This is a genomic window from Amycolatopsis sp. NPDC033938 (assembly GCF_055575975.1).
This window is the reverse complement of record NZ_JBVIRO010000001.1, coordinates 289,601-306,666: the sequence shown is the minus strand read 5'-3', so window position 1 is coordinate 306,666 and position 17,066 is coordinate 289,601. Positions and strand designations below refer to the sequence as shown.

Sequence of the window (17,066 nt, the reverse complement as noted above, 5' to 3'; positions counted from 1 at the left end):
TTCTTTCCTCAAAAGAGTAAGCGGCTACTGGGCGGCGGCGACCACTTCGGCGGCTTCGGCTTCGAGACCGGTGTGGTACTCGACCGAATCGCCGGTGATCTGCATGAAGGCCTGCTCCAGGGAGCCGGTCTGCGGGCTGAGCTCGTGCAGCACGATCCGGTTGGCCGCGGCGATCTCGCCGATCTTGTCACTGTCCATTCCGGACACGACGAGGGTGTTGTCGACGGCGGTGACCTGCGCGCTCGCCTGGGTCAGCGCGGAGCCCAGCGCGGGCAGCTGCGGCGACCGGACCTTGACCGTGTTCTCGGCGGCACGGGAAATGAAGTCCGCGGTGGAGGACTGGGAGATCAGCTGTCCCTTGCCGATCACGACCAACTGGCTCGCGGTCAGCGCCATCTCCGAAAGCAGGTGCGAGGAAACGAGTACGGTGCGGCCTTCGTCGGCCAGCCGGTGCATGAACTTCCGGATCCAGAGGATGCCCTCGGGGTCGAGGCCGTTGACCGGCTCGTCGAAGAGGAGGACCTCCGGGTCGCCGAGCAGTGCCGCCGCGATCCCCAGTCGCTGCGACATACCGAGGGAGAAGCCGCCGGCGCGTTTTCCGGCGACGCTGGTGAGCCCGACGATTTCGAGTACCTCGTCGACCCTGGCCGCCGGGATCTTGTTCGACCTCGCCATCCACTGCAGATGCGCCCGCGCCGACCGGTTGGGGTGCACCCACTTGGCGTCAAGCAGAGCGCCGACCGTCCGCAGTGGATCCTTCAGCTCACGGTAAAGCTTGCCGCCGATGCGCACCGAACCCGCGGTCGGGTTGTCCAGGCCGAGGATCATCCGCATGGTCGTCGACTTGCCCGCCCCGTTGGGGCCGAGGAATCCGGTGACCTCTCCACCCGCGACGGAGAAGGAAAGGTTGTTCACCGCCAGTGTCTTGCCGTACCGCTTGGTGAGGCCCACTGCCTCGATCATGTCTGCTCCCCTCGGCGACTGCGAAACAATCGTCGTCCATGTGGGTGGCCGAGCGCGTCATCCTGAGGTGCCAACCTGATACCCGACCTGAGAGGTAGCTTGCCGTCTCCCGGCGGCGTACGCGATCGGTGATGCCCCTGAGACGGACCCTGAATCGCCAGGGTTAATGAACTGTGGTTCAATAACTGCGTGGCGAGGCCCCGTACCATCACCGACGAACGACTGCTGAACGCGGCGGAGACCGTGATCGGCATGGTCGGCCCGGGTTTCACGCTGGCGCAGGTGGCGGCGGAGGCCGGGGTCGCGGTCGGCACCATCGCCCAGCGGTTCGGTTCCAAAAACGGCCTGTTGCAGGCATTGAGCAGGTTGAACACGCGAACCGTCGTCGAGCGGATGCGGGAACGCGGCGAGTCGGCCGATCCGGTGGAGGGTCTGCGGGCCGCGGTGGTCGTGGTCTACGAGGGCTTGGGTTCGGCGGAAACCGCGGCGAACCATCTCGGTCAGCTCGGAGTGGACCTCGGTGACCCAGAACTCCGTCTCCTGCTCGGGGTGCATTTCACCGCGGTGGAAGCGGAATTGCGTCGGCTGATGCGGGTGGCGGCGCGTGACCTGCCGGGTGCGCCGGGTGTCGTCCGCGCGGCGCGAGTGCTGCTGGGGGTGGCGAACGGGGCCGCGCTGGACTGGTCGATCCGGCCGAAGGGCCGATTCGTCGACCGGGTGGGGCAAGACGTGGACGCGGTGCTGACCGCGTGGAAAGGAGTGTCCTGAATGGACCGGAAAGTGGCCGTGGTCGCGGGGGCGACCAGGGGATGTGGCCGCGCGATCGCGGTGGAGCTGGGCAGACTCGGCTGGACGGTGTTCGTCACCGGCCGTACGACGCGGGAACAAGGGTCGCCGATGAAGCGGCCGGAGACGATCGAAGACACCGCGGAACTGGTCGACGCGGCGGGCGGCCGGGGGATCGCCGTCCGCACCGACTTCACCGAAGTGTCCGATGTGGACTCGCTGAAGGCGCGGATCGAGTCCGAAGTGGACGGCCGGATCGACGTACTGGTCGATGACGTCTGGGGCGGCGACCCGTTGGCGGATTTCGACGGGGCGTACTGGGATTCCAGTCTCGACGACGCGCTCACCCTGGTGCACAACGCGCTCGACACCCATCTGATCGCCCTGCACCGGCTCCTCCCGCTGGTCGTGAAGTCCGAGGGCGGTCTCGTCATCGAGGTCACCGACGGCGATCACGACGAGTACGTCGGCGCGGGGATCCCGTACTTCCTCGCGAAGTGCGGTGTCCGCGCGATCGGCAGGGCGCTGGGGGCCGAACTGAAGAAGTACGGCTGCGTCGGCATGACCGTGACGCCGGGCTTCCTGCGGTCGGAGGCGATGCTCGACTACTTCAAGGTCACCGAAGAGACGTGGCGGGACGCGGTCGGCAAGGCCGCGCCGGTCGACTTCGCCATCTCGGAGACCCCGACGCTGCTCGGGCGAGGCGTCGCGAAACTGGCGACCGACCCCGAGGTCTCGCGGTTCGCGGGCAAAACGCTGGCCTCGTGGACGCTGATGAACGAGTACGGCCTGACCGACGTCGACGGCTCACGCCCCGACTTCGGCAAGTGGATGGCCGAAGTCAGGGACGCGGGCAAGGATCCGGACACGGCGGACCACGCCCTGTACCGCTGAGTCACGCTTCGACGCTGGGGCAGCGGTGTTCGCGACTGTCGCGAAAGCCCCTTTGAGGGGCTCGCCTTTGCTTACCCGCTGGTGTGGAGCTTGTGCGGGTTGCCGGTGCGGTCCGAGTGGGGAAGATTCCGGCCGTTGAGCGTCCGGAATCTTCCCCGTTCGATCGCCGGTAGACCGGGCGACGATGCCCGCGGAACCACCCTCGTCCAGGTCAGGCCCAAGCCCGGTCCGTGAAGGCCTCCTTCACTACCTTCAGGGTAAGCAAGGGGACCTTCACGGCAACGAGCCGACCGCGCCGTATTTGCCTTACCCCTCAATAACCAAGGGGGTTTTAGGTACCTACGGTGAGTGAGTCCGGCAGCGGCCTGGGAAGGCCATCACGAGCCTCAACAGCACCACCAGCCACACCGGCTGCGCGTGAAGGCCCCCTTCCCTCGGCTCAGCCGAGGGAAGGGGCCTTCACGCGCTTCCCCCACGAGCCAGGCCGCAGGTGACGAGTAGGTCCCTAAGAGAGGGGTCGCTCCAACGACACTTGTCACTCGCGACCCACGCGCCCCAGCACGTCCAGGTAGTGCTGGTTGAACATCACGCCGAGGACGTTGCCGAACGGGTCGACGACCGCCGCGGTCACGAAGCCCGGCCCGCGCTCGATGATCGGCTCGTACTCCTTCGCGCCCTTTTCGAGCAGCTTCGCGAAGGCGTCCTCGACGTTGTCGACGGCCCAGTTCGCGATCGCTCCACCGGGGCCGGGCTGGGCGAGCGCGGGCCGGTAGTCCCCGCGGACGATGCCGAACTCGTGCTGGTAGTCGCCGATCCGGAACTCGGCGTACGCCGGCGTCTCGTCAGGTCCGATGCGGACGAAGTACGGCTCGATCCCGAAGAGGTCGGAGTACCACTCGATCGCGGCGGTCATGTCGTCGGCGTAGAACGTGGTCGTGGTGAGTCCTCGCAGCATGTCCTTCTCCTCCAGTAGTGGCTCTGGAGACAAGGATCCACCGCAAAGTGCTCACCGAATGACCACTTTTCCCGGAGAAGTTCAGCTGACGCCGGGTCGGGCCAAACCGGTCTCGTACGCGAGTACCACGGCCTGCACCCGGTCCCGGAGATCCAGTTTGGACAGGATCCGTCCGACGTGCGTCTTCACCGTCGCTTCGGACAGGAACAGCGTCTCGGCGATCTCCAGGTTCGAAAGGCCCTTCGCGATCAGCACGAGCACCTCCCGCTCCCGCTCGGTGAGGACGTCGAGTTCGGCCGCGTCCCGCATCGGCTTCCCGCCGCCGCCGACGAACCGGTCAAGCAGCCGCCGCGTCACCGAGGGCGAGACCACGGCGTCGCCGGAAGCGACCGCCCGCAGCGCCGAGACCAGGTGATCCGGCTGGGTGTCCTTCAACAGGAACCCGCTCGCCCCGCCCTGTAACGCCGAATAGACGTACTCGTCCAGATCGAACGTCGTCATCACGAGCACCCGCGCCGTCCCGGCCTCGACGATCCGTTTCGTCGCCTCGACCCCGTCCAGCACCGGCATCCGGACGTCCATCAGCACGACGTCCGGCCGTAGCTCCTCGGCGAGGCGGATGGCCTGCGCGCCGTCACCGGCCTCGCCGACGACATCGATGTCGGCCTGCGCGCCCAGCACCATCCGGAACCCGACACGCATCAATTCCTGGTCGTCGACGACCACCACTCGGATCACGTCGCCAACCTAACCGGGAGCCTCGCGTGCACTTGCCACCCTCCACCTGGAGCCGGGCCGACCTCCAGCGTGCCGCCGAAGACGTTCGCCCGTTCCCTCATTCCGATCAAACCGTTCCCGCCGGGGACCGCGAGTCGCCGCGGCCCGGTGGGCGCTCCGTGTGGAGCGGCCTTCGACGCGGCCGGCACGAGCTGTTTGGCGTTGCCTGCGCCGTCGTCGGTGATCCGGACGTCGATCACGTCCGCCTCCCGGCGCACCAGCACCTCCGCCTGCGCGCCGTGCCCGGCGTGCTTGAGCGTGTTCGTCAGTGACTCCTGGACGATCCGGTACACGCCGAGCGAGACACCGGCCGGCAGGCCGTCGAGCGCGTCCGCGCCGATCGCCAGCGTCACCGGCACCCCGGCCAGCCGGATGCGATCCGCGAGATCGCTCAGCGCGCTGGCGTCCGGCTGCGGTACGCGAGGCTCCTCGTCACCGTCGCTGCGGAGCACGTCGAGCAGCCGTCGCAGTTCGGCGAGCGCGCCGCGGCCGGTCTCCGAAATCGTCTGCAAGGCCCGTTTCGCCATCTCGGGATTCCCGTCGACCGCGTAGGAAGCGCCGTCGGCCTGCACGACCATCACGCTCACCGCGTGCGCGACGACGTCGTGCAGCTCACGGGCGATCCGTCCGCGTTCCTCACCGACGGCGATCCTGGTCGCCTGGTCCCGTTCCGTCTCCAGTAGATGCAACCTGGCTTCCACCTCCTCGTGATAGGCACGTCTCGCGCCGGCGAATTCGCCGAGCGTCCAGCACAGCGCGGCGGCGAAGACGCCGATGACGGCCAGTACCAAGACGTCTTCCGGCGGATCGACCCGCAGTTGGATCCCCGAGGTGACGAGCACCGCCAGCAGGTACAGCAGCCCCTGTTTGCGGCCGACGTAGACCAGCACCGAGTAGATGCTGATCATCAACGCCAGCGCGCTGGCCACGCCCAGTTCCAGTGCGCCGTGCGGGATACCGATCAGCAGCACCAGGTACGCCGACCACAGCGTCGCCTTCCGGCGGAAGATCAGCGGAAGGACCATCGCGATGTCCAGCGGCACCGCCACGTACCAGGGTGGCATCGGGACTTCCGGCGTCTCGGTCGCCGCGACGTAGAACAGCAGGTCGGTCAGCAACAGGACGACGGCGATGAAACTGTCACCCGCCATGGGGTGGGCACGCATCCAGAGGCTCAACCGTCGCACCTGGTAACACTATGTCGGCCAGGGCCGCTCGCGCGTCGGTCGCCGGTACCACCTTCGGTGCGACCCGAGGATGAGCGGCATGGCACGATTCGACTCGGCAGGCTCGACGACTGGGAGGGGCAGGCGCCGTGACGTCACCGACGGAGCAGGGGCGGCTCGCCGGTCCGCTGTCGATGTCGGTGGCGAACCTCTGCCATCGCCTGCAGCCGCAGGTGTCCGCGCGGACCGCCGCCGGATTCGCCGAGGTGCTGCGCAGGCTGGGCGGTCCGCTGCAGGTCGCCGTCGCGGGCCGGATCAAATCCGGTAAGTCCACGCTGGTCAACGCCCTGATCGGGCGCCGGGTCGCGCCGACCGACGTCGGCGAGTGCACCCGGCTGGTGACCCGGTTCCAATACGGCACGGTCGACCGCGTGGAGATCGTCTTCAACGACGGCCGCAAACAGGTGCTGCCGTTCGCCGCCGACGGGATGATCCCGGCGGAGCTCGGCATCGAAATCGAGAAGGTCTCGCATATCGAGGCGTACCTCACCAACGCGGTCCTGCAGGGCATGACCGTCATCGACACCCCCGGCCTCGGCTCGCTCGACGCCGCGTCGGTGTCGCGGACCGAGCAGTTGCTGGGCGCGGCGAAGCATCGCAAGGCCGACGACGATGACGACGAAGAGGGCTCCGACGAGCTGGACGACACTTCGCGCAACGCCGTCGCGGGCGCCGAGGCCGTGCTCTACGTGGTCACGCAGGGCGTGCGCGCGGACGACCAGCAGGCGCTCGCCGCGTTCACCGCGGCGACTGCGAGCCGCGAGGCGGGCCCGGTCAACGCGATCGCGGTGCTCAACAAGGCGGACACGATCGCGCCGGAGTCGGTCGAAGGCTCGGGCGGCGACGTCTGGAAGGCCGCGACGCTGCTGTCGGAGAAGCAGGCCGCGACGCTGAAACCCCGCGTCGCGGACGTGCTGCCGGTGATCGGGCTGATCGCGGAATCGGCGGAGTCCGGCGGGTTCACCTCCGGCGACGCCGAGGCGCTGCGCCAGCTTGCCGAGATGGACGACGACATCCTCGAGACCATGCTGATCTCGGCGGACATCTTCACCAGCTGGGAATGCGACGTCGCGGCAGGTACGCGACTGCGGCTGCTGGAGAAGCTGGACCTCTTCGGCGTCCGGTACGCCGTCGAGGCGATCCGCAAGGAACCCGAGATCACCGCGGGCTCACTGCGTCGGAAGCTCCTTGACGCCTCCGGGCTCGAAGCCGTCCGACAGCGCCTGAGCATTGTCTTCGCCGCGCGCGCCGACGGCATCAAGGCGGCCGCCGCACTGGCTTCGGTCACCGCGCTGGCCCACGCCTCGGGTGACCCGGCCGAACGGCAGCGGGTCCACGACGCGATCGAGGTCCTGCTCGCCAAGCCCGAGGCGCACCAGCTCCGGCTGCTCGAAGCGCTCACGCTGGTCGCGTCCGGCGCGGTCGACATGCCAGAGGACCTGTCGGAAGAGGTCCTGCGGGTCGGGAGCAACGCCGACATCGGAGCCCAGCTCGGCAAGCCGGGCGCACCCCGTGCCGAACTCGCGGCGCACGCCCTGGAGCGCGCCGGCTGGTGGCGCTCCTTCGCGTCCTTCGGCGCGACGCCCGCCCAAAGCCGCGTCGCGCACGTCGTGCACCGGGCGTACTTCCTCATCTGGCAACAAATCCGCGACTGATCACCCCCAAACGCGTCGCGGTTAGCGGGCTAAACGCGACCCGAGATTGATAAACCGAGCGCTCGGTCTAATAATGGAGCCCATGGAAACGATCGTCGACGAACCCCAGTGGCTGCGCGTCGGCTCCTGGCTCGGCTGCCCACTGGCGGGCGCCGCCATCGGCTGGTTCCTCCAGTCGATCTCGGGGTGGGTGGTCTCCCTGAGCTGGGTCCCGTTCAAGGGTCCTTTCCAGCTCGTCTCGGATATCCCCCGCCCGTGGGGCGCGGTCGCCGGGATCGGCGCGGGCCTGGTGCTCGGCCTGATGTTCGCCGCGGTCTGGGCGCACGAGCGGCTCATCGTCAAGGTGACGCCGACGCGCGTCACGCTGACCTCGAAGGGCCGCAGCCGCGCCTATGAGGCCAAGCTCGAAGCCGTCTACCTCGACGGCAAGGAACTCGTCCTGCTCGCCGCCGACGGCCGGGAACTGGTCCGGGAGAAGGCCGACGTCGATCGCCAAGCCGTCGCCAAGGCCTTCCTCGAGTACGGCTATCCGTGGCTCGACGAGCCACCGGCGGTGAAATGAGGACGGTCGACCCGGTCAAGCACGAGGCGAAGCGCCGCGCGATCCTCGAGGCCGCCACGGTGTGCTTCGCGGAGAAGGGCTTCGAGAAGACCACGACGGCGGAGATCTGCCGCGCCGCCGGGATCAGCACCGGCAGCCTGTTCCACTACTTCCCGAACAAGCGCGCGGTCTTCGTCGGCATCTTCGAGCAGGACGCCGACGAGACCACGGCCCTGCTCGCGGCGGCGAGGGACCTCGAGGATCCCTGGGAATCGATCCTCCACGTCATGGTGCACGTCTGCGAGCAGCTCCTGCACCCCATCGTGGCCAAGCTCGTCCTCGAAGTCGCCGCGCAGTCCGCCCGCGACGCCGAACTGGCCGGGTTGATCCAGGGCAACGACCGGTTCCTGCGTGACGGCCTCCTCGACCTCGTGGAGCGGGCGATCGAAGCGGGGCGGATCGATCCCGGCTTCGAACCGAAGGTCGCCGCCGACTGGCTCACCGCGTTGATCGACGCACCGCTTTCCCGGGTGATCCTGGATCCCGAGCTCGATCCGGCCGCGGAAATCGCGGTGCTGAAGGTGGTCCTCACCAGATTCCTCCGTCCGGTTCTTGCGATTCCACCCCCAGAGGGCGGGGCCGTGGCCGACACTGGTGAAATCTCTCCGAGCTGATCGGGAAGCTCGAGAACGCCAGTAACGGGGGTCGATGCGGGTGGGAGCCTGGCTGCGCAAGAAGGCGGTCGAGGAGGAGAATCCGGACGATGTGCCGACCGGCCAGATCTCGGCCGTGAGCATCGCCGCGATCATCGCCGAAGTCGACGGTGAGACTTCGCCCGTCGAGGGAACCGAGTCCGTCGAAGCCGCGTCGAAGACCGATGTGGAGTCCACGACCACGGGTCCGGCCGACCTCGAACAGGCTCTCGCCGACCGGCAGGCGCTGATCCAGCTCTGCCTGTACGCCCTCGACCGCGCCCGTAGCGGCGGCGTCGTCGAGCGGCTCGAACACGGTCTCGCCGGTATCGGCGTCCGTGCCCTGCGCCCGGACGGCGAGCGGTTCGACCCCGCCGTGCACGAGGCCGGTGGCGCGGTCGCGACGGAGGATCCGGCACTCGAAGGGCTCGTCGCGGAGACCGAGGTCGTCGGCTTCGCCGATCACGACCGCGTCCTGCGCGCGCCGATCGTCATCGTCTACGCGAAGAAGGCCCAGTGACCGCTCCGAGCGCGGCGGCCAATCTTCCGGCGGTCGTGAAGAGCACTCGCGAGCAGCTGCTCACCGTCGTCCGTGAAGCCGATCCTCAAGCCGCGAAATGGGTCGAGGACGTCCGGAAGGCGCGGCCGAAGAAGCCGTCGGTCGTGGTGGTCGGCGAGACCAACCGCGGCAAGAGCTCGCTCGTGAACGCGCTCCTGTCCATGCCCGGTCTGTCCCCTGTGGACGCCGATGTCGCCACGGCGACGTACCTCGTCTTCGAACATGCCGAGCAGTGGTCCGCGCAGGCCTGTTATCCGGGGCAGCTGGCGCCGGTACCGATCAACCTGACCGAGTTGATCCACTGGGTCTCGGCCGCGCACGAACTGCCGGAAGGGCAGATCCCGCCGCGTTACGTCGAGGTCTCCGGCCCGGTACCGCTGCTCGAACGCGTGTCCATTGTGGACACCCCCGGGGTCGGCGGGCTCGACTCGCTGCACGGCGAGCTGGCGAAGGAGGCGGCGGCCGGTGCCACCGCGCTGCTGTTCGTCGTGGACGCCTCCTCCCCGTTCACCGCGCCGGAGCTGCAGTTCCTGCACGACATGGGCGAGCGTGTCGAGACCGTGTTGTTCGCGCTGACCAAGACCGACCAGTTCCGCGGCTGGCGCGAAGTACTCGAAGCCGACCGGCGGCTGCTCGCCGAACACGCTCCCCGGTTCGCCGACGCGGTGTTCCACCCGGTGTCCGCGCGTATGTTCGAGACGGCGGCCAAGGCGCCGAACGAGCAGATGGCGATGATGCTGCGGGAGAAGGCCGGGATCGCGGCACTCCAGGGTGCGCTGCAGGAGATGCTGGTCGGTCGTTCGGCGATGTTGGGCGAGGCCAACACCCTGCGCGCGTTGTCGAGCGCGCTCGCCGAACTCAAGGCGAAGCTGCAGGCGGAAAGCCGTGCGCTGTCCGCCGGTGAGGCCGAGGCGGAACAGCTGCGCCGGCGCCGCGACGACCTGACCACCGAACGTCGTTCGTCGACGCGTGGCTGGCAGCTGAAACTGCGCGCGGAGATCCAGCGGACCCGCGTCGAGGTCGGACACGAGACCAGCAGGCAGATGCGCGACGCGTCGACGCATTTCCGGCAGCAGATCGACGGCGCGAAACGCGACGCCCTCGCCGCGCTGCCGCAGCAGGTGGACATCGCGCTGCAGACGACGTCGCAGCGGATCTCGATGCTGCTCTCCCAGCGGCTCAACCAGGTCACGAACGTCGCGCTTTCGGAGCTGTTCTCGGCCGAGGAACTCGACATCATCCGAGGTCAGTTCGCCAGGGCGGGCGGCCCGCCGGTCGTGCTGCGCCCGCCGGACAAGAAACCGCCGACGGCCGAGGACAAACTGCTCGTCTTCATGGGCGTCTCCGGCGGTCTGGGTGCCGGAAAGGTCGCCGCGCTGCCGTTGGCGGGCGTCGCGATCCTGAACCCGGTGATCCTGCCCGCCACGATCATCATCGGCCTCGGTGCCGGCTGGTGGATGGCGCGGACCCGCAAGCACGCGGCCGACAAGCAGCATATGAAGCAGTGGCTGGTCGAGGCGATCGCCGACGCGCGGTCCACGTTGGACCAGCTCGTCGCGGAACAGCTGATCGAGGCCGAGCAGCAGCTGTCGATGGCGCTCGACGAGGCACTCGGCCGCCGCATCGACGCGATCGAGGCGGAGCTGAAGGAAGTCGACAAGACGATCAAGATGGGCGCGCAGGAACGGGCGAAGAAGATCTCGGTCGTCGCGAAGCGCCTGAAGGACGTCTCCGACGGTCGCGACCGCGCCGAGGCCCTCCTTGGTCGCATTCGGTCACTGCGAGACAATCAAGCGTGACCTTTCCGCCGCAGCAGCCTTACGGACAGCAGCCGCAGCCGCCGGGACAGCAACCGCCGTACCCGCCGCAGCAGCCGTTCGGGCAGCAGTTCCCGCCGCCGGGACCGGCGCAAAGCCCGTTCCCGCCGCTGCCGCCGCAGAAGGGTCTGCCCGCGAAGCTGCAGCGGCTGAGCGAAATGGCCCGCGATCCACAGAGTCGCAAGAAGCTGATCCTCAGGACCTTGCTCGGCATTGTCGCGCTGGTCGTTTTCATCGTGGCGGTGATCGCGCTGTTCGTCTTCGTGGTCGCTCCGGTGGCCGACCACCTGTCGAAGTAGTCCGCTCCGGACGGCCCGGCCGGGTGGCGCTGTTGTGGACCGGAACCGAACGGGCCTACGGTGAGTCATAAGCTTCGACACACCAGCAGGTCAACGAGGGGGTTATCCCATGTGGGTCGACGAGAGCGGCGGCACGGACACCGAGGCGGGCTCCACGGAGGCCGTCACGGTCCACGTTGACGGCGAGGAGTACCAGGCCGAGCTCAACTACGACCTCGACAAGGACGGCGTGAACGACGCCGCCGTCATCCAGCACGACGACGGCACCGGCCAGGCATTCGTCGACACCGATGGCGACGGCGACGCCGACCAGTACGCGGTGCTCGACGAGAACGGCAAGGTCGTCCAGGAAGCCGTCTACGACGAGGCCTCCGGCGCCTGGGTCGAAGCGGGCGGCAGCGACGACAGCGGCAGCGACGCGGGCACCAGCGGCACCATGCACGCCGACATGCCCAACGGCGACGTCGAGGTCGGCCCGCCGACGATCGACACCAACGGTGACGGCACTCCCGACACCGCCGTCATCCAGACCGAGGACGGCCGCACGATCGCGTTCACCGACAAGGACGGTGACGGCAAAGCCGACATCGCGGTCGAGACGGACGCTTCGGGCAACTCCAAGACCTACGAGCACACCGGCCCCGGCCAGTGGACCGAGACCAGCAGCGGCGTGGTCAACGAGGACATCGGCTCGGCTTTCGCGAGCACTCCGGCCGCCGTCGGCGACCCGGCGGGCGACGCGGCGTGGGGTGGCGCGGGCACCGAAACACTCGAAGGAGTGGCGAAGATCGATTCCGCCACCGGTCAGTGGATCAGTCCCAACTAAACCTGGAAATGGCCTGAACCAATAGTGGAGTGGTTTAGTCCATTCGATTAGGCCAATTCGTGTAATCCTGGTCACAGAACAGCCCGGCACGAGATCTCGTGCCGGGCTTTCTCGTGTCCGATTTCGCCCGTCCCTTGTGCTGTCGATCACCGGAAGAATTTTTGCGTATGGCCCATTCCGGTGATACTGAATCGATTCCCTTATCGTTCTTGTGAGAGAACCGACAGGTCAGCTCTCGGTTACCTGCCGGTCATCCGGCTACTCTCGGGGAATCCCAAAACCTGCACACCGGCCTTCCCGCCGGTGTGCGAAGCCATTCGGTCGCCGGCATCGAAGCCCGCATCGGAACAGCGTCGTTCCCGGTGTGGGCTTCTGCCGTCGGAAGTCAGGAGTAGAGATGACCGCAGTCGCCATCCCCGGACTGGATAAAGCGCCGACGACGCACTCCGGCGTCCTGTCCTGGGTCCGGGAGGTCGCCGAACTGACCACTCCGGACCGCGTGGTGTGGGTCGACGGGTCCGACGAAGAGGCCGCGCGCATCAACGCCGAACTGGTCGCCGCCGGCACGTTCGTGCAGCTCGACGCGAAGCCCAATTCGTACTGGGCCGCTTCCGACCCGAATGACGTCGCCCGTGTCGAAGAGCGCACCTTCATCTGTTCGGAGAACGAAGAAGACGCCGGTCCCACCAACAACTGGATGGACCCGGCCGAGATGAAGGCCACGATGACCGAGCTGTACCGCGGGTGCATGCGCGGTCGCACGATGTACGTGATCCCCTTCTGCATGGGTCCCCTCGGCGCCGACGACCCCAAGCTCGGCATCGAGATCACCGACTTCGCCTACGTCGTCGCTTCCATGCGCGTGATGACCCGCGCCGGCAAGGCCGCGCTGGACAAGTTCGTCACCGAGGACGGCACCGAGCGCGAGTTCGTCCCGGCGCTCCACTCCGTCGGCGCCCCGTTGGAGCCCGGCCAGAAGGACGTCTCCTGGCCGTGCAACACCACCAAGTACATCTCGCACTTCCCCGAGAGCCGGGAGATCTGGAGCTACGGCTCCGGCTACGGCGGCAACTCGCTGCTCGGCAAGAAGTGCTACTCGCTGCGCATCGGTTCGGTCATCGCCCGCGACGAGGGCTGGCTGGCCGAGCACATGCTGATCCTCAAACTGATCTCGCCGGAGGACAAGGTCCACTACGTCGCGGCGGCGTTCCCGAGCGCCTGCGGCAAGACCAACCTCGCCATGCTGCAGCCGACCATCCCCGGCTGGCGCGCCGAAACCCTCGGTGACGACATCGCGTGGATGCGGTTCGGTGAGGACGGCCGCCTGTACGCGGTGAACCCCGAGTTCGGCTTCTTCGGCGTCGCGCCGGGCACCGACTGGCACACCAACCCCAACGCGATGCGCACCATCGAAAAGGGCAACACGGTCTACACGAACGTGGCGCTCACCGATGACGGCGACGTCTGGTGGGAGGGCATGGGCGAGAAGCCCGCGCACGCCACCTCCTGGAAGAAGCAGGACTGGACGCCGGAGTCGGACGAGAAGGCCGCGCACCCGAACTCGCGCTACTGCACGCCGATGTCGCAGTGCCCGATCCTCGCGCCCGAGTGGGACGACCCGAAGGGTGTGCCGATCTCGGCGATCCTGTTCGGTGGCCGTCGCAAGACCACCGTTCCGCTGGTGAACGAGGCCCGCGACTGGCAGCACGGCGTGTTCATGGGCGCCACCATGTCGTCGGAGACCACCGCGGCCGCCGCCGGCGCGGTCGGCAACGTGCGCCGCGACCCGATGGCCATGCTGCCGTTCCTCGGCTACCACGCCGGTGACTACTTCAAGCACTGGCTGGACCTCGGCAAGAACGCCGACGCGAACAAGCTGCCGAAGATCTTCTACGTCAACTGGTTCCGCCGTGGCGACGACGGCCGCTTCCTGTGGCCGGGCTTCGGCGAGAACTCGCGGATCCTGAAGTGGGTCATCGACCGCGTCGAGGGCAAGGGCAACGCGAAGGAGACCCCGGTCGGCTTCGTGCCGAACGCCGAGGACCTCGACACCGAAGGCCTCAAGGAGCCGCTCGCCGACATCCAGGCCGCGCTGGACGTCTCCGCCGACGAGTGGCGCCAGGAACTGCCGCTGATCGAGGAGTGGTTCGAGAAGATCGGCGACAAGGTCCCGGCTTCGCTGCGTGACGAGCTGGACGCGCTCAAGCAGCGTCTCGGCTGATCCAGAACGCCGGAGAAGGCCTCATCCTCATGGTCATTCCTGAGGATGAGGCCTTCTTCTTTCGCTCTTGGGTAACGTGGCCGTATGTTCAAATTCGGGGTCAACATGATCGTCCCGGAAAGCCGTGCGGCCTGGGTCGGGAAATGCCGGAAGGCCGAGGAACTCGGTTTCGACGTCATCGGTGCCGCCGACCATCTGGGCATGGCACCGCCCTTTCCCGCGCTGGTGCTCGCCGCCGAGGTGACCAGCCGTCCTCGGCTCAACACCTTCGTCATCAACACTTCCTTCTACAACCCGGTGCTGCTCGCCCGCGACGTCACGGGCACGGACCAGTTCACCGAAGGCAGGCTGGAGCTCGGCCTCGGCGCCGGGTACGTGAAGTCCGAATTCGAAGCCGCGGGGATGGAGTTCCCCAGTGCGGGCAAGCGGGTCGATCACCTCGAAAACACCATCAAAGAGCTTAAACGGCTTTACGCGGATGAAGACCACAAACCGGAAACCGTGCAGAAACCGGGCCCGCCGCTGATGATCGCCGGCCGGGGCGACAGGCTGCTCGCGCTCGCCGCCGAACACGCCGACATCATCGGCTTCACCGGGACGAAAGCCGTTCCCGACGGCGGTGGGCTCGTCCCCGACGACGCGGACGGAATCGCGGAACGGGTGGAGTTCGTCCGGGGGAAATTGAACGGCCGCGACGTGGAATTGAATCTCCTCCCGCATTTCGTCGCGGTGGTCGAAGACCGACAGGCGGGTTTGGCGGACTTGCGGGAACGCGTGAAGGGTCAACTGACCGTCGACCAGCTCGCCGTCCTGCCGACGGCACTCGTCGGCACTCACGAACAGATCGCCGAACAGCTCCTGGCTCATCGCGAGCGGTACGGCTTCACCTATTTCACCGTGCTGGAACACAATATGGAGTCGTTCGCGCCGGTGATCGAGCTGTTGCGCGGCCGATGATCGACGTACGCGGGCTCGGTGTCCAGGCCGGGGAGCATTGGTTGTTCGACGGCCTCGATTTCGAGGTCGAGGCGGGCGAATGCGCGGTGATCGTCGGCCCGAACGGGGTCGGGAAATCGACCCTGCTGCGATGCCTGTACGGAACGCAGGCCCCGCAGCGGGGCCGGGTCGTCGTCGCGGGCGGAAAACCCGACGAACGCGATCTTTCCTTCCGGCGCAAGGTTTCCGTGCTGTTCGACGATTCGGATTTCTTCGCCGAATTGACCCCGCTGCAGCATCTCGAACTGCTGGAGGGCTCGTTCGGAGCCGATCTCGGCGATTTCGGCGCGCTGCTGGCGGACGCGGGCCTTTCCGAACGGGCGAAGGTGACCGCGGGCAAGTTCTCCGCCGGGCAGCGCCGCCGCCTGCTGCTCCTCGGCGCGACGGCGCGGCCGCACGACGTACTGCTCCTCGACGAGCCCGAGCGAGCGCTCGACGTCGCAGGGAAGGAATGGCTGACCGCGCTGATCGCACGTTCGACCGGCGCGGGGGCGGCGGTGGTCGTGGCCACGCACCATCCCCCGCTGCTCGAAGCGGCCGATTCCACCCTCGAGTTGTGGTGAGCACCAAGGCCCCCACGCGGGTTCCGGGGCGGCAGCGATTCGGCGGACTGCTCAACGGGGATTACCAGACCTTCCTGGCACTGTTCGGATTCGGTGCGCTGTTCACCGCGTTCCAGAACCTGCCGAAGCTGCGTCATTTCCTCTTTGGACAGTCCGTTGTGGACTTCGCCGCGGTGTTCGGCCTCCTGGTCGTGCTGTGCGCGATCTTCTGGCGAAGCCTGCTGCGCCGCGGTTTCGTCTGGGCCGAACCGGCGGCGCTGACGTGGATGGACTTCGCGGGCGTCGACAGGCGCCGTCTCGTCCTGAAGCGGATGTGGACGTTGTGGCTGGGCCTGGTCGTGGTGGTCGGCTACACCGGGGCGCTGGTCACCGCGATCGGCGGCGGGTCGAAGGACGTCTGGATCGCGATGTCGGCGTTGACCGCTTCCGGGGCGATCCTGGCCGGGGTCACCGCCCGGCGGACGGCGACCCGCGGGGAAACGGCGGGCCCGGTCGTGCTCGCGCTGGCCGGGCTGGCGGTGGCCGCCGCCGGACTGGGCCCGATCGCGGTCGAAACGCTCGCCGGTGGGTTGTTCGTCGTCGCGGTCGCGGTGGCCTTCGGTGGCGAGCCGGTGTCCGGGGTCGGGCGCCAGGAACTCGTCGACGGCTGGAACGCGCGGCTGCTGCGGGCGATGGCCGCGGTCTTCATGGATCCCATGCTGCTGATCCCGGAATCGAGGCCGGTGCCATGGCTGTCGCTGAGGCGGCCGACGACACTGCGGCTCGCGTGGGCCGGAGTGCTCGGTCGTCTGCGCTACGCGGCGGCCGGCGTGGTGATCGCTTGCCTGACCGGCGTCGGGCATCTGGCGTTCCCCGCCGTCCCGGTGGCGCCGCTGTTCGCGCTCGGCGCGTACGCGGCGCTCGTGCCGTTCGTCGGCGGACTCGGCGAACTGTGGCGCAATCCCGGCCGCAGGCGCTGGCTCGGCGCGTCCGACTGGGAGTTGCGGCTGGTCAACGGCCTGGTGATCGCCGTACTCGGCTTCGGGTGGGGAGGGCTGCTGGGCCTGGTCACGCTGACGCTCGGGGTGACACCTGCCTGGCCGGTGTGGCTCGCGGTTCCGCTCGCCGTCGCGGCCGCGTTGCGGACGGCGACCCGGCCACCGATGAACTACGACGTCAGCGGCGGGGCCGCCGGATTGCAGGCCCTGCGAGGCGCCGATCTGCTGATCGCCGGCTCGATAGTGCTCTCCGTGATCACCTGAGGTCACCCGTTCCCGCGTTCGGACCATTCGAATACTCCGAACGCGAGTTACCCTC

The 17,066-nt window shown here is 67.9% G+C and carries 17 protein-coding genes; 13 read left to right on the top strand and 4 right to left on the bottom strand.

Features of this window, described 5'->3' with window-relative positions; translation table 11 throughout:
- Nucleotides 1-24 precede the first annotated feature (24 nt).
- Entirely contained in the window at nt 25-963 is a 939-nt protein-coding gene (locus ACZ5ZX_RS01580) for an ABC transporter ATP-binding protein (RefSeq protein WP_465500148.1), read from the bottom strand.
- 189 nt (nt 964-1,152) lie between these two features.
- Between ACZ5ZX_RS01580 and ACZ5ZX_RS01575 the strand changes: the two genes are divergently transcribed.
- Both ACZ5ZX_RS01575 and ACZ5ZX_RS01570 read left to right on the top strand, forming a co-directional pair.
- Nucleotides 1,153-1,731 carry a TetR/AcrR family transcriptional regulator gene (locus ACZ5ZX_RS01575; RefSeq protein ID WP_465500147.1) on the top strand — a complete coding sequence of 193 codons (579 nt, stop codon included), beginning with the start codon at nt 1,153-1,155 and terminating at the stop codon, nt 1,729-1,731.
- Nucleotides 1,732-2,643, top strand: a complete 912-nt coding sequence (locus tag ACZ5ZX_RS01570; RefSeq protein ID WP_465500146.1) for an SDR family NAD(P)-dependent oxidoreductase — start codon at nt 1,732-1,734, stop codon at nt 2,641-2,643.
- Between the two features lie 535 nt (nt 2,644-3,178).
- Here the strand turns inward: ACZ5ZX_RS01570 and ACZ5ZX_RS01565 are convergent.
- The 3 genes from ACZ5ZX_RS01565 to ACZ5ZX_RS01555 all read right to left on the bottom strand — a co-directional run bounded on the left by ACZ5ZX_RS01565 (nt 3,179) and on the right by ACZ5ZX_RS01555 (nt 5,541).
- Nucleotides 3,179-3,598: a VOC family protein gene (locus ACZ5ZX_RS01565; RefSeq protein WP_465500145.1), complete on the bottom strand. Its 420-nt coding sequence runs from the start codon at nt 3,596-3,598 to the stop codon at nt 3,179-3,181.
- A gap of 81 nt (nt 3,599-3,679) precedes the next feature.
- Nucleotides 3,680-4,336, bottom strand: a complete 657-nt coding sequence (locus ACZ5ZX_RS01560; RefSeq protein WP_037307422.1) for a response regulator — start codon at nt 4,334-4,336, stop codon at nt 3,680-3,682.
- Nucleotides 4,333-5,541: a sensor histidine kinase gene (locus ACZ5ZX_RS01555; RefSeq protein WP_465501001.1), complete on the bottom strand. Its 1,209-nt coding sequence runs from the start codon at nt 5,539-5,541 to the stop codon at nt 4,333-4,335. Before ACZ5ZX_RS01555 ends, ACZ5ZX_RS01560 begins: the two co-directional genes overlap by 4 nt.
- Before the next feature lie 149 nt (nt 5,542-5,690).
- Here ACZ5ZX_RS01555 and ACZ5ZX_RS01550 point away from each other — a divergent pair, with 149 nt between their 5' ends.
- The 11 genes from ACZ5ZX_RS01550 (at nt 5,691) to ACZ5ZX_RS01500 (ending at nt 17,011) form a co-directional block, all read left to right on the top strand.
- Nucleotides 5,691-7,256 (top strand): dynamin family protein, encoded by a 1,566-nt coding sequence (locus ACZ5ZX_RS01550; RefSeq protein ID WP_465500144.1) that lies wholly within the window; start codon nt 5,691-5,693, stop codon nt 7,254-7,256.
- 82 nt (nt 7,257-7,338) lie between these two features.
- A complete protein-coding gene (locus ACZ5ZX_RS01545) occupies nt 7,339-7,818 on the top strand; it encodes a YqeB family protein (RefSeq protein ID WP_465500143.1) in 480 nt (159 codons plus the stop codon).
- A complete protein-coding gene (locus tag ACZ5ZX_RS01540) occupies nt 7,815-8,471 on the top strand; it encodes a TetR/AcrR family transcriptional regulator (protein ID WP_465500142.1) in 657 nt (218 codons plus the stop codon). Before ACZ5ZX_RS01545 ends, ACZ5ZX_RS01540 begins: the two co-directional genes overlap by 4 nt.
- Before the next feature lie 34 nt (nt 8,472-8,505).
- Nucleotides 8,506-9,009 (top strand): nucleotide exchange factor GrpE, encoded by a 504-nt coding sequence (gene grpE / locus ACZ5ZX_RS01535; RefSeq protein ID WP_465500141.1) that lies wholly within the window; start codon nt 8,506-8,508, stop codon nt 9,007-9,009.
- Entirely contained in the window at nt 9,006-10,847 is a 1,842-nt protein-coding gene (locus tag ACZ5ZX_RS01530; RefSeq protein ID WP_465500140.1) for a dynamin family protein, read from the top strand. Before grpE ends, ACZ5ZX_RS01530 begins: the two co-directional genes overlap by 4 nt.
- Nucleotides 10,844-11,164, top strand: a complete 321-nt coding sequence (locus tag ACZ5ZX_RS01525) for a hypothetical protein (protein ID WP_465500139.1) — start codon at nt 10,844-10,846, stop codon at nt 11,162-11,164. The genes ACZ5ZX_RS01530 and ACZ5ZX_RS01525 overlap by 4 nt, the downstream gene beginning before the upstream one ends.
- Nucleotides 11,165-11,273: 109 nt before the next feature.
- Nucleotides 11,274-11,990 carry a DUF6802 family protein gene (locus ACZ5ZX_RS01520; protein ID WP_465500138.1) on the top strand — a complete coding sequence of 239 codons (717 nt, stop codon included), beginning with the start codon at nt 11,274-11,276 and terminating at the stop codon, nt 11,988-11,990.
- A 397-nt stretch (nt 11,991-12,387) separates the two neighbouring features.
- Nucleotides 12,388-14,211, top strand: a complete 1,824-nt coding sequence (locus tag ACZ5ZX_RS01515; RefSeq protein WP_465500137.1) for a phosphoenolpyruvate carboxykinase (GTP) — start codon at nt 12,388-12,390, stop codon at nt 14,209-14,211.
- 84 nt (nt 14,212-14,295) lie between these two features.
- Nucleotides 14,296-15,168, top strand: a complete 873-nt coding sequence (locus ACZ5ZX_RS01510) for an LLM class F420-dependent oxidoreductase (protein ID WP_465500136.1) — start codon at nt 14,296-14,298, stop codon at nt 15,166-15,168.
- Nucleotides 15,165-15,770: an ABC transporter ATP-binding protein gene (locus ACZ5ZX_RS01505; RefSeq protein WP_465500135.1), complete on the top strand. Its 606-nt coding sequence runs from the start codon at nt 15,165-15,167 to the stop codon at nt 15,768-15,770. The genes ACZ5ZX_RS01510 and ACZ5ZX_RS01505 overlap by 4 nt, the downstream gene beginning before the upstream one ends.
- Nucleotides 15,764-17,011, top strand: coding sequence for a DUF6297 family protein (locus ACZ5ZX_RS01500; RefSeq protein WP_465500134.1), 1,248 nt, complete (start codon nt 15,764-15,766; stop codon nt 17,009-17,011). Before ACZ5ZX_RS01505 ends, ACZ5ZX_RS01500 begins: the two co-directional genes overlap by 7 nt.
- Nucleotides 17,012-17,066: the final 55 nt, after the last annotated feature.